The sequence below is a fragment of the Robertmurraya sp. genome (genome assembly GCF_036676585.1).
Lineage (GTDB): Bacteria > Bacillota > Bacilli > Bacillales > Cytobacillaceae > Robertmurraya_A.
Genome location: NZ_JAKFCQ010000154.1, coordinates 16182 through 29129, shown reverse-complemented (window position 1 = coordinate 29129; position 12948 = coordinate 16182). Strand labels below are relative to the sequence as shown.

At 39.9% G+C, this 12948-nt stretch carries 11 protein-coding genes; 5 read left to right on the top strand and 6 right to left on the bottom strand.

Annotation, left to right across the window (positions count from 1 at the left end):
* Positions 1-11: 11 nt before the first annotated feature.
* Both ACGLXV_RS19325 and ACGLXV_RS19320 read left to right on the top strand, forming a co-directional pair.
* Positions 12-1136, top strand: a complete 1125-nt coding sequence (locus ACGLXV_RS19325) for a metallophosphoesterase (protein WP_391559950.1) — start codon at positions 12-14, stop codon at positions 1134-1136.
* A gap of 134 nt (positions 1137-1270) precedes the next feature.
* Positions 1271-1804 carry a YceI family protein gene (locus ACGLXV_RS19320; protein ID WP_391559949.1) on the top strand — a complete coding sequence of 178 codons (534 nt, stop codon included), beginning with the start codon at positions 1271-1273 and terminating at the stop codon, positions 1802-1804.
* Between the two features lie 42 nt (positions 1805-1846).
* Here the strand turns inward: ACGLXV_RS19320 and ACGLXV_RS19315 are convergent, their stop codons facing one another.
* The 3 genes from ACGLXV_RS19315 to ACGLXV_RS19305 form a co-directional block, all read right to left on the bottom strand.
* Positions 1847-2611, bottom strand: coding sequence for an IclR family transcriptional regulator (locus ACGLXV_RS19315; RefSeq protein WP_391559948.1), 765 nt, complete (start codon positions 2609-2611; stop codon positions 1847-1849).
* 29 nt (positions 2612-2640) lie between these two features.
* Positions 2641-4818 (bottom strand): malate synthase G, encoded by a 2178-nt coding sequence (locus ACGLXV_RS19310; protein WP_391559947.1) that lies wholly within the window; start codon positions 4816-4818, stop codon positions 2641-2643.
* A 164-nt stretch (positions 4819-4982) separates the two neighbouring features.
* A complete protein-coding gene (locus ACGLXV_RS19305) occupies positions 4983-7067 on the bottom strand; it encodes a peptidoglycan D,D-transpeptidase FtsI family protein (RefSeq protein WP_391559946.1) in 2085 nt (694 codons plus the stop codon).
* Positions 7068-7228: 161 nt separating this feature from the next.
* Between ACGLXV_RS19305 and ACGLXV_RS19300 the strand changes: the two genes are divergently transcribed.
* Positions 7229-8002: a TraR/DksA C4-type zinc finger protein gene (locus ACGLXV_RS19300; protein ID WP_391559945.1), complete on the top strand. Its 774-nt coding sequence runs from the start codon at positions 7229-7231 to the stop codon at positions 8000-8002.
* Between the two features lie 26 nt (positions 8003-8028).
* On the opposite strand, the gene ACGLXV_RS19295 is transcribed toward ACGLXV_RS19300, so the two are convergent.
* Entirely contained in the window at positions 8029-8280 is a 252-nt protein-coding gene (locus ACGLXV_RS19295; protein WP_391559944.1) for a sigma-G-dependent sporulation-specific acid-soluble spore protein CsgA, read from the bottom strand.
* A gap of 150 nt (positions 8281-8430) precedes the next feature.
* On the opposite strand from ACGLXV_RS19295, the gene ACGLXV_RS19290 reads away from it, so the two are divergent.
* Together ACGLXV_RS19290 and ACGLXV_RS19285 are read left to right on the top strand one after the other, a co-directional pair.
* Complete coding sequence (locus ACGLXV_RS19290; protein ID WP_391559943.1) at positions 8431-9789, top strand: S8 family peptidase; 1359 nt, start codon at positions 8431-8433, stop codon at positions 9787-9789.
* Between the two features lie 91 nt (positions 9790-9880).
* Positions 9881-10873 carry a potassium channel family protein gene (locus ACGLXV_RS19285; RefSeq protein WP_391559942.1) on the top strand — a complete coding sequence of 331 codons (993 nt, stop codon included), beginning with the start codon at positions 9881-9883 and terminating at the stop codon, positions 10871-10873.
* Here the strand turns inward: ACGLXV_RS19285 and ACGLXV_RS19280 are convergent.
* Both ACGLXV_RS19280 and ACGLXV_RS19275 read right to left on the bottom strand, forming a co-directional pair.
* Positions 10870-11274 (bottom strand): YugN-like family protein, encoded by a 405-nt coding sequence (locus ACGLXV_RS19280; RefSeq protein WP_119709748.1) that lies wholly within the window; start codon positions 11272-11274, stop codon positions 10870-10872. The genes ACGLXV_RS19285 and ACGLXV_RS19280 overlap by 4 nt on opposite strands.
* Positions 11275-11550: 276 nt before the next feature.
* Positions 11551-12897, bottom strand: a complete 1347-nt coding sequence (locus ACGLXV_RS19275; RefSeq protein ID WP_119709749.1) for a glucose-6-phosphate isomerase — start codon at positions 12895-12897, stop codon at positions 11551-11553.
* Positions 12898-12948 lie beyond the last annotated feature (51 nt).

The following is a 12948-nucleotide window of genomic DNA, read 5'->3' as shown; positions in this document are numbered from 1 at the left end:
AGTAGAGTCATTTGAAAGCAGCCATGTACAGTAGGCTTGTCCTAACCATTATTTTATATAGCGTCTTTACCTTTTATATCAGTTGGAATGTACATCTGTGGCTACAGTCCACTTTTTCAGTTAATATTCTCGGCTTAGTCATTGCTGTCATTTTTCTATTATCCTACAGCTATGTTCTAGCGAGATTTTTTAAAAAATTACTAATTCTAAAATACATAGGTTCCTATTGGTTCGGGATTATTCAATACACTTTGTTGCTTCTTCCGATTGCTGATTTTATTGGTTGGCTATTTATTTTTGCTGGCTTCTCATCTGACAGCGTTATTTTTTGGGTTGGTACCATTGTCCTTCTGGTGATGATCAGTATTTTGGGACTTGGTACTTTCAACGCCTATAATCCTGTGATTAGGGAGCATGAGATTGAAATAGATAAGGAAGCTCCGTTTTCCTCTCTCCGGGTCGTTATGGCATCTGATATGCACTTTGGCCATTTATCGGGTAAAACTCATGCTAATCGATTGGTTCATGAAGTGAATTCATTACAGCCTGATCTGATTTTGTTACCGGGAGATATTATTGATGATGATCCTGAGCCTTTTATTCAAAAAGGATTCGGTTCCATTATGGAAAAGCTATCAGCTAGATATGGTGTATACGGGATTTTAGGAAATCACGAATATTATGGTGGCGGAATTCCCATGTATATAAAAGAAATGCAGCGTATTGGAATTCCTATCTTAATGGACGAAACAGTTGTCCTTGAAGGCGGCATACAGGTTGTTGGGAGAAAAGATAAGACCGATCGTAACCGAAAAAACATTGAAAAACTACTAGAGAGTTTAGATGAAACAAAACCAATTTTTATTATGGATCATCAACCACTTGAGCTCGTTCAAGCAGCAGAGCACGGAGCCGATTTAATGCTGTCTGGACATACTCATCGTGGACAGATGGCACCGAATCACTTGATTACTAGAAGAATTTTCGAGCTTGATTGGGGTTACTTGAAGAAAAATCAGCTTCATGCATTTGTTTCCTCAGGCTTTGGCTTTTGGGGTCCACCGCTCCGAATTGGGAGCCGATCAGAAATCCTCTTGATTGATATTACTTTTACAAAAAACAGTTTGCGTACGTAGCGCAAACTGTTTTTATTTTTTTGAAAATTTATTTATTGACAAAGGTTTTATCCATATCATATAATTACTTCGAAATAAAATATATTTAATTCAAGATATATGAACTAAAACAAAACTATTGGAGGTATGTAAAAATGACAAAAGCAAAATGGGCAGTAGACACAGCACACAGCAACGTAGATTTTTCAATCAAACATATGATGATCGCTAAAACAAAGGGTGCATTCCATAAGTTCGATGCTGAAATTGAAGCAGATCCAACGGACTTAACAACTGCTAACATCGTGTTTAACGTGGATGTAGCAAGCATTGACACTCGTAACGAAGATCGTGACAACCACCTTCGTTCTGCTGATTTCTTTGATGTGGAAAACTACCCAACTATGACTTTCAAATCTACTTCTATTGAAAGAAAAGACGAAGATGAGTACAACGTAACTGGGGACCTTACTCTTCACGGTGTAACAAAATCTGAAACTTTTGTTGTAACTTTTGAAGGTCAAGGTAAAGATCCTTGGGGTAATGAAAAGGTTGGTTTCAGTGCAGAAGGTACAGTTAACCGCAGTGATTATGGTCTAACTTGGAATGCTGCTCTTGAAACAGGTGGAGTACTTGTTGGAGATAAAGTGAAGTTTTCTATTTCTTTAGAGGCTGCAAAGGCTGAGTAATACTTACTGAAGAAGCTCCAGGAACATTCCTGGAGCTTTCTTTTATCGATAGCCTAGTCGCTTTGAAATATTTGATCCTGTTTCAAGGACATGCGGTTTCAATTCTTCAATCCGTTCGTCCGTCATTCGGATAGTTGGTCCAGAGACGCTGAGTGCCGCTATCGCGTTTCCGGCATGGTCAAAGATTGGTACGGCAATACACGTTATTCCAACCTCATTTTCTTGCAGATCTAGGGCATATCCTCTTAGTTTAACTGCTTCTAATTCAGATAGAAATTTTGCACGCTCGGTAATTGTATATTTTGTATGGACAGGTAACCCTTTTCGTTGAATGATCTCCTCAGTGGTGCTAGTCGGTAAGTAGGCTAATATGGCTTTTCCTACGCCTGTACAATGCATTGGCGCTCGTCTCCCTACCTTTGAGTGCATACGAAGCGTCTCTGTCCCTTCAAATTTTTCAATATAAACGACTTCATCATGATCATAAACCACTAAGTGGATAACCTCATCAGTAACCTTTCCTAACTCATGTAAGTATGGCTTTGCTTCCGTTCGGATATCTATGGAATCCAAAAGCTTTGAACTAATATCCAAAAAGGTATAACCAAGCCGATAACGACCACTATCAGCATCTTGCTCAATATACCCGTACTGCGCCAACGTCGTTAGTATACGGTAGACGGAGCTTTTGTTTATATCCATCTGATTGGCGATTTCTGTAACGCCAAGACCTTCTTTTTTCCTAGAAACAAGAGTAATAATATCAAGGGCGCGACTCACCGATTTGACCACATTTTCTCTTTCCATTTTCTTCACCTCACGCCCTGATCTGTTGATTATTTTTGATGGGCAAATTTTCTTTTTGCTTCGATTCTTCGACGATGTAAGATTGGTTCAGTATACCCGCTCGGCTGTTCATATCCTTTAAACACTAACTCACATGCTGCTTGGAAGGCAACGGAATCCTCGTATCTTTCAGACATTGGACGGTAGTTTGGGTCTCCCGCATTTTGTTCGTCTACCACTTTTGCCATCCGCTTCATCGTTTCTAGTACTTGTTCCTTTGTACAAATACCATGATGTAGCCAGTTGGCCATATGTTGACTTGAAATTCGTAAGGTCGCTCGGTCTTCCATTAGGCCGATATGATGGATATCTGGAACTTTAGAACAGCCAACTCCTTGCTCCACCCAACGCACTACATATCCGAGTATTCCCTGTGCATTATTGTCTAACTCTGCTTGAATCTCTTCTTTACTCCAGCTCTTATCTCCTGCCACTGGAATGTTTAAAATATCTGCTTGATAGTTTTGTAGGTTTTGCTTCAGTTCCTCTTGAACTGAAACTACATGGACTTGATGATAATGTAGAGCATGAAGGGTCGCAGCCGTCGGTGATGGCACCCAAGCCGTATTAGCTCCTGCTTTCAAATGACCGATTTTTTGTTTCATCATTTCAGCCATCAAATCTGGCATTGCCCACATCCCTTTTCCAATTTGTGCTTTTCCTTGAAGACCCGCGGTAAGGCCTGTAGCGACATTGGACTTTTCATAGGCTTGAAGCCAAGTGGATGTTTTCATCTCATTTTTTCGTATCATCGCTCCTGCTTCCATTGAAGTATGAATTTCATCTCCCGTACGGTCAAGGAAGCCGGTATTGATAAACACAATTCGTTCCTTTACTTCATGTATGCAATTCTTCAAATTGAGACTCGTACGTCTTTCCTCATCCATTACCCCAATCTTTATCGTGTTCCGCCGAACAGTGATTAAGTCTTCAACCCGATTGAATAATTCATTGGCAAAAGCGACTTCCTCAGACCCGTGCATTTTTGGTTTCACAATATAAATAGAGCCCTTAGAGGAATTTTGATATAAGCCATTTCCTAAAAGAGAGTGCTTCGCAATTAAGCTTGTTAGTACAGCGTCCATGATCCCTTCTGGCACTTCATTTCCTGCTTGATCTAGGATGGCGTTAGTCGTCATTAAATGGCCGACATTTCTAACGAACATAAGGGAGCGACCTTTTAATGAGAATAGGTCTCCTTCTGGACTTGTATATTCACGGTCAGGTTGCAAGCTACGAGTTAGGGTTTGTGAGCCTTTTTGGAAGGAGGCTGTTAAGTCCCCTTTCATTAATCCTAGCCAATTTCGGTACACACGTACTTTGTCTTCGGCATCTACTGCGGCAACAGAATCTTCGCAGTCCATAATGGTGGTTAAGGCCGATTCCATAACAATATCTTTTACACCAGCATCATCTGACGCTCCGATTGGTGAATGGCGATCAATCTGGATTTCAAAGTGGAGGTCGTTATTTTTCAACAAGATGGCTGATAGATTTTCACTTCCACCCTGGTATCCGACGAATTGCTTTTGATTTTTCAACTGTGTCTTGTTTCCATTTGTTAGGGTAATGATTAGCTGACCATCTTGAATATGATAATTGGCTACATCTGAATGGGAGCCTTCCTGAAGAGGAGCCGTTTGATCTAAAAATTGCTTTGAAAAAGAGATTACTTTTTCCCCACGAATAGGATTATAAACTCCTGTTTTTGATGCTCCCTCTCCCTCACTAATAACGTCGGTTCCATAAAGGGCGTCATACAGACTTCCCCATCTCGCATTGGCGGCATTCAAGGCGTATCGGGCATTGTCAACAGGAACAACGAGCTGAGGGCCCGCTTGGAGGCATATTTCTTCATCCACATTTTCTGTTGTAACTTCAAAATCAGGTACTTCTTGTTCTAAATAACCGATCTCCGTTAAGAAGTTTTTGTAGGACTCAGGTGTGAAGGATGGTTGTTGTTTATGGAATGTGTTGATTTGCTGTTGGAGAAGATCTCTTTTTCTTAAAAGTGCTTCATTTTTCGGTGTTAGATCATGGACCAGCTCTGTAAGCCCCTCCCAAAATGATTCTTCATCGAGCTGTGTTTGTGGCAGCGCTTCCTTTTGGATGAAATGATAAAGCTCTGCTGCAATCTTTAACTTCCCCTTTGTTACATAAATAGACATTCTCTTTCCTCCCTATGAAAATAGATTGTTTCTTATTACGCAACGCTGTTTGTTATTTTGTATGTATTTATCGTAACACACAATTATTAGATAATTCAAACAGTATTTGGTGTGCATTTTCAAAAACAAAAAAACCTAGATCCCACCGAATCTAGGTTTCACTTTTATTGTGCTTCTGTTAACAATGCTTCTTCGCCCTCAACATTTGTTGGTATTTCTATAGCTCGTTGTTCTTCGTATTTGATAAATGCTTCGGCCACACGGTTAGCAATGCGTTTGTTCACTGGATGTTTGTCATTCGACGCCCATGGAACGACTACGGAGAACGCTACTTTAGGATTCTCCGATGGGTAGTAACCGACGAATGTTAGGTTGTAAGTTGCCTGCCCCCACTTGGAGCGATCTGGTCCGTAGTAATAGGTTTGTGCCGTTCCTGTTTTTCCTGATACGTCCATGGTAAAGGAGCCTTTTGCTGTCCCGTTCGATCCATTGACGACTCGGTAAAACCCTTCACGAACACGCGCCAAATCTTCATCTGTGTTTAATACTCGATTTAGTACTTCAGTTTCAATGTTCTGAACGACTGGCCCTAGCCCTTGTTCACTTATAGGTTCATGGACACTTGCCACAAGATGAGGCTTCACACGCATACCGCCATTTGCAATCGCTGAAACGTATTGTGCCATTTGAAGCGGTGTATACGTATCGTACTGACCGATAGCCATGTCGAGTAGTAACCCTGGGTTATCGGGAACTCCTTGGAACCCTGTTGCTTCGTTCGGAAGATCCACTCCTGTTGATACACCGAGACCAAATTGCTTATAAATATTTCTTAATCTCGTGTAATCCTCTTGTTGAACGGAAATTGGAGCTTTAGCCACATAATTAACGCCCGCCATTTTCATAACGGTATGGAACATATATACGTTACTAGATACTTCTAGAGCTTTTAAGTCATTCAAGCTTCCGAAGTTTTTCCATGATGACTTCGGCTTTGCTCCCGCTAAATAGATTGGTGAGTCGTAGAAGTAAGAACCATGTTTAATCGCACCGGTCTGATATCCAGCGAGAACGGTTGCTCCTTTAACTGTCGATCCCATTTCATACTGACTCGCAAATGCTCCAACAGAGTAGTCGAGTAGTTCACTCCTATTTTCCTGGTTAATCATTTTTCCTGCGATGCTATATACTTCACCAGTATATGGATGCATCATAACCACAAAGGCACGGTCAAGGAGGTTATTTCCTTTCCCTGCTTTTGCATCCCGTATTTCTTCTTCTAGTATCTTTTCAACTTCCTTTTGCAAGTCGGCATTGATACTTAAGCGTAAATCCATTCCTCTTGATCCTTCAGAAACGATTACTTCATCAACCACGTTACCACTTCGGTCGGTTACGTATTTCTTTTGACCTTTATTCGGATGCAATAATTCCTCATATTGGTATTCTAAATAGCTTTTTCCAACTCGATCGTTACGGGAGTAGCCTCTAGATAAGTAATAATTGCTTCTTTCTTCTAATATTCCTTGTTTGGCTGTTGTTACACTGCCTAAAACCGGCTTTAACATTTCACCAAATGGATAAATACGATTCCAGTCTGTAATAATTTCTACACCTGGAAGATAGCTGAGATTTTCCGATACCGTTGCCATCTCTTCAAGAGTTAGGCCCTCAGATTTAATCGTTTGAATTTCATACATATAGCCGCTAGTCATACGCTTATAGATAATAGCTTCCTCAAGCTCTTTTTCTTCAATTTCTTTCAAAGCAGTTTCAGGAACTCGCTCAATTTGAAGGGCATATTGTTCTTTCCCCGTAAGCGAAAGTTCCTTTTCCTTTAAGAGCTTTTCCGCTTCATCTGGATAAGCAGCTAACCAGTAATCCTTTAAATCTCTCTCTTTATAACTCTCTTTTTCTAAGCTTAATAGTTTTGCAAGTTTCCGCGTTACTTCAATTTTATCTTCAGTTGTCATGCCTGGTTCTTCTGAAAAGGCGACAGCATCCATTCCTTCATTATCTACAATCACTTGTCCATGTCGGTCATACATTTTGCCTCGAGGTGCTGGCAAACTAACAACCGTTGCATCAAGTCTTGATACTTCTTTACTATATGATTCCCCGAATACGATTTGTACTAATCCTAAACGGATAATGAGAAGTGTAAATAGACAAAATATAACAAAGAACAGTAGGTTTAACCGAAATGATCTACTTTTTAAATTCTTTTTAAGTAATTCCCTATTTCCCAATTTTCAGTTCTCCCTTCCACACCCAACTAATTATAACAAACTTTTAAGGAGAACTAGGAGACGAATCGACATTTTTTTCTAAGCACATTTTACCTTTTATGTTCCTACATATATCGGTAAATACTAAAACATGTACCAGACCAGCGAAAGGATTGGTTGAGATGCTATCAAGTCAGCAACTACAGCAATTTAAGCAAGTGTTAGAAGACCGTAAAGCTCAGATAGAAGAGGAATTTGAAAGCAATGATCATTTCAATTTGCAGCGAAGTCTTTCCGATTCGGTAAGTGAACTTTCTGTTTACGACAACCACCCTGGTGATGCTGGAACCGAATTATATGAACGAGAAAAGGATCTCGCTCTTAACGAGCATTATCGATTGGAATATCGTAATACACTTGAAGCCATAGAAGCCATCAAAAACGGAACATACGGTACATGCGTTGTTTGTCATAAAGAGATCCCTGTTGAGCGTTTAGAAGCTCTTCCAAATACACTTTATTGTATAGAGCACACTCCAGATAAAGTGACCTCACATGAAAGACCGATTGAAGAAGGTGTATTAATGCCTCCTTTCGGTAAATTTGATATGGATGAGACCGATGAAAATGTCTCATATGATGCAGAGGATTCCTGGCAGGATGTTGCAAGCTATGGAACGTCTGAGAGCCCATCAGATTTAGTGGAGCAAGTGGATCATTATAATGACATGTATATCGAACCTCAAGAGAATGTTGGTTATGTGGAAGATTACGAAAACTTTGTAGGCGTCGATATTACCGGAAAGCATGTAACTGTCTATCCAAATAAGCAACATGAAAAGTATGAAGAGGAACTCGACGAAGAAGGCATTATGACAACCTTTGGTGATCTTCCGGCCGTTGAGCATGACCCTTATACGGAAGAAGCTCTAGAGAGAGATGAAAAAGGACAATGATTTCATTGTCCTTTTCTCTGTCTTTTTTAAAACAAAAGCTCGTACACCTCATTTAATTGTTTGGCACGGGTCTCATCTTGTTCATTGTTGGCATGCTTAATTTCCTCGGGCAAAATACTGTTCAAGAAATTATTCTCTTCATCAGATAGGCTTCGGACAAAACTTTCTTCCGTTGGAAAATGTCCTTGCTCAATCTTTTTAAATATATATTCGGCTGTGTCAGATCGATCCGTATAGTTCGATAAAATTTCTCTTAAATAAGCTAATGGCTTGTTCATTCAGGTTCCCTCCTTTTTATGGCACATACGTACATTTTTGCTGTTTTGCTCGAGATTTATGTATGTTTCTCGCTTCCTTAAAATTACCATCAATACTAGGACAGTGACTGAACATCCTAATAGTAGGAAATAAACGATGAGGTGAGAAGGATGTTTCGAAGAACAAGACCGCTTATGCTTATTGGATTAGCATTATTGCTGATTATAGGTGTTGCTCGAATGATGCCCGATCGAGAAGTAAGAACGCTCGACCGAAATACGATAGATATGCGAAAAGTGAATGATGAACCTTCTCAAGATCATACATCTAGACTAATGGATTTAAACAATGATCCATCCAATAACCGCTTAGTTTCAAAGCTTAATCATCATTCAGAAATTCAGATTATTAACCATAATGAAGACGATCAGAGTCACTACTACGAGCATGAGGCAACCGTTAAATTTAAAACAGAGATTAGCGATGAACGGCTTGCTCAAATTAATAAAGAGATTGATGCAAGTAGAAGTGAAAAATTAGCGAACCTATATATGTTTCGTTCCAAATCAAAAACGACTCACCAAATGCTTCTTTACTTCCGTGGGTTAGAGGAAGTGGAATATGCAGAACCTAACTTCATTCTTTTACAAAATGAAGCGGTCGCACCAAATGACACTTATTATCAAGAGCAGTATCAATGGAATCTTCCCGTAATAGAAACAGAAAAAGGATGGGATATTTCTAAGGGTGATAAAAATGTCGTTATTGCGGTTGTGGATACAGGCGTAGATTTGGATCATCCGGATTTAAAGCATAAATTGGTTGAAGGATATAACGCGATTGATGAGAAGGCTACCCCAGATGACGATAATGGTCACGGGACACATGTTGCAGGTATCATCGCTTCTGAGACAAATAATCACGAAGGAGTGGCTGGAATCACATGGTACAATCAAATTATGCCAGTAAAAACATTAGCGAAGGACGGATATGGTTATACGTTCGATATTGCAAAAGGCATTGTCTGGGCCACAGACCATGGAGCCGATGTCATTAATTTAAGCTTAGGAAATTATCAACCCGCTACCGTTTTAAAAGAAGCTATTCAATATGCATATGATAAAGGGGTCGTTCTTATCGCTGCCTCTGGTAATGATAATACGAACCAGCCAAGTTACCCTGCTGCTTTTGACCAAGTTCTAAGCGTATCAGCTATTGGTTATTCAGGGGAACGGGCCTCTTTCTCGAACTATGGAAATTATATCGATGTAGCCGCACCGGGTGTTGATATTCCAAGCACCTATTTCGAAAACCAATATGCCGCCCTTTCTGGAACATCCATGGCGTCTCCACATGTGACAGGATTAGCTGGGTTAATTTTATCTACCAATCCAACTTTATCCAATAAGGAAGTCATGGACATTATTCGTTCTTCAAGCTATGACATTGGAGAAGTTGGGAAAGATGAATATTTTGGGGAAGGATTAATTGATGTGAATAGAGCATTAGCTGCTGCTAAAAGGAAATAACGTAAGACCCTCGTTCCTGAGGGTCTTTCTTCGAGTTTAACACAAATGAATATGGTCTATACTTTTAGAGAAACTTTTAAGAGGTGAGGGTATGCACCACCGAATTTATACTGGCTTCTTAAGATTGCCTACGCTTGTCCGAATATTAACCATGGCTATTTTACTCGTTCTTTTTTTTGGAGTAATAATCTATCTTGTTGAGCCAGAGAGATTTCCTACTGTCTTTGAAGGAATCTGGTGGGCCATCATAACGACATCTACCGTTGGATACGGGGACTACTCTCCAGAAACATTTCTGGGAAGAATAGTAGGAATTCTCCTTATTTTTATAGGCGCTGGGTTCTTATCCACATATTTTATTACCCTTGCTACAACAGCCGTATCCAGGCAAAACAATTATCTAGAAGGAAAAGTTCATTTTAGAGGGGATAGACATTTGATTATCATTGGATGGAATGAACGATCAAAAGAAATTATTCAAACGCTTCGAACAATCGATCAATTCTCAGATATTATTTTAATCGATGAAACTTTAGAATCAAATCCCATTATGGATGCAAGGGTGCACTTTATTAGAGGGAGAGCTTCTCAAGACCATGTGTTAATAAAGGCAAATATTGCAACAGCCGAAAAGGTCCTCATTACAGCCGATCAGCATAAGGATGAGCTGGATGCTGATATGAATACGATTCTTGCACTACTTACCATTAAAGGATTAAATCCTAACATTACCGCCATTGTAGAAGTTCTTACCCGTGAACAGATGGCAAATGCGAAAAGAGCTGGCGCTGACGAAATCATTCAATCAAACCGTATGATGAGTTACATTATGACAAATTGCATCGCCACCGATAGAATTGTATCCACTTTTGTTGAAGTACTTGATCAACTTCATGGAAGTAGAGTTTACTTCCATCCAGGCAAGGATTATGTTTCTCAATCATTTTATTCCGCGAATGGGGAGTTGCTTAAAGATGGAAAGCTTTTAATCGGCATTAAAAGAGGAGAAAACACGTTGGTGAATCCTCCTCAAGAAACGGTTATTAATGATCATGATGAGTTACTTATTATCGACCGACTTTAATCGATAAGAATTTGTTCGAGTTCTTGAACGAGTGCCTTACCGATATCTGCAAATTTTTCAGGAAAGCTTGCGTCCTTATCAATCGGTTCTTGGAACTGGTCAAAGGAAGCAGATGCATTGCCAATATAAGCATGATCGTCTAAGTCGTCTTGATATAGATGCGATAGCAATAATGGTCTTTCCATCGCTACCGTACAATTTCGTGCGTCTAGTTGTCCATCTACTACTCGAAACGGAACTCTTAAAAATTGATACCCTTTTTCATCATCAATTTTATAATCTAAGTATCCGTGATCGTAATCCCAATTACCGCCAATAGTATAACCCAGCGGCTTCAATAATTGCTCTAGCTTATACAAATCAAAGTGCTTGCCTTCAATTTGTGAAGGAATTTGAATCATAGCCATCCCCCTTTTTCTTTTAGTTTCTCACAAAAAAAAGAGTGTTAGTCAAAAGAGAGAAAATCTCTAATGACTAACACTTTTTTCCTATAAGATAAGGAGGTATAAATAGAACTTTGAACAGTGTCTAGCTCCAGCGCCCAGCGACTAGTGTACTTCGCTCTCTTCCCTGCGATAAGTCAACATCGGATCGCTTTGCTCTCCGTGTTTCCTTTATCTCAGTCAGAGCGCTCCAGTCCATACGTCGCAAAACGGGCGCTTGCGCTTTTCTTATAATTATAAACGCTTTTCAAGCTCCGCTTTCTTCTCTTCGAATCCAGGTTTGCCTAATAATGCGAACATGTTCACTTTGTATGCTTCTACACCAGGTTGGTCAAATGGATTTACACCAAGTAGGTAGCCGCTCATTGCACATGCTTTTTCAAAGAAGTATGCTAGGTAACCGAATGTGTAAGCATCCATTTGTGGAATCGTCACCACTAAGTTAGGAACTCCGCCGTCTGTATGTGCAAGCAATGTGCCTTCGAATGCTTTGTTGTTAACAAAGTCAACCGTTTGGCCAGCAAGATAATTTAATCCGTCTAAATCGCTATCCGCTTCTTCAATCGTTAGCTCATGACGAGGATTTTCTACAAGTACAACTGTTTCAAATAGGTCACGACGACCTTCTTGAACGTATTGACCTAAAGAGTGTAGATCTGTTGAGAAGTTTGCAGATGAAGGGTAAATTCCTTTTTGGTCTTTTCCTTCGCTTTCTCCAAACAGCTGCTTCCACCATTCTGCAAAGTATTGCAAGCCTGGCTCATAGTTAATAAGCATTTCAATTGTTTTTCCTTTGTTGTAAAGGACATTACGAACTGCTGCATATTGGTATGCTAAGTTTTCTTCAAGCTCTGAGCTTCCGAAGTCATCGCGTGCAGCTGCTGCACCTTTCATCATTGCTTCGATATCTGCCCCACTTGCAGCAATTGGAAGTAAACCTACAGCCGTTAGAACCGAATAACGACCACCCACATCATCAGGAATGATGAATGATTCGTATCCTTCTTCAGTAGCTAGAGTTTTTAAAGCTCCTCTTGCTTTGTCAGTTGTTGCATAAATACGCTTCTTCGCTTCTTCTACTCCGTACTTTTCTTCTAAAAGCTTACGGAAAATACGGAAAGCGATGGCTGGTTCTGTTGTTGTCCCAGACTTAGAAATGACGTTAAGGGAGAAATCCTTTCCATCTAAAAGATCCATAACATCTCTCATGTATGTAGAACTAATGTTGTTTCCGATGAAGATAATTTGTGGAGTGCTACGCTTTTCCTTTGGCAATGCATTGTAAAAGCTGTGTTGAAGCATTTCGATGGCAGCGCGTGCGCCTAAGTATGAACCACCAATTCCACATACTAATAGAACATCAGAGTCTTGCTTGATTTTTTCTGCTGCTTTTTGGATGCGTGCAAATTCTTCTTTGTCGTAGTTAACTGGAAGGTCAATCCAACCTAAATAATCATTTCCAGCTCCTGTTGCTTCATGTAATGAATGATGAGCAACTTTTACAAAATCACGTAAATAAGTAACTTCATGTTCCCCAAAAAAACTAAGTGCTTTTGAGTAATCAAAACGAACGTGTGTCATGAATGATCCTCCAATGATTTGTTGTTTACTATATCACTTTATCGAAAGCTG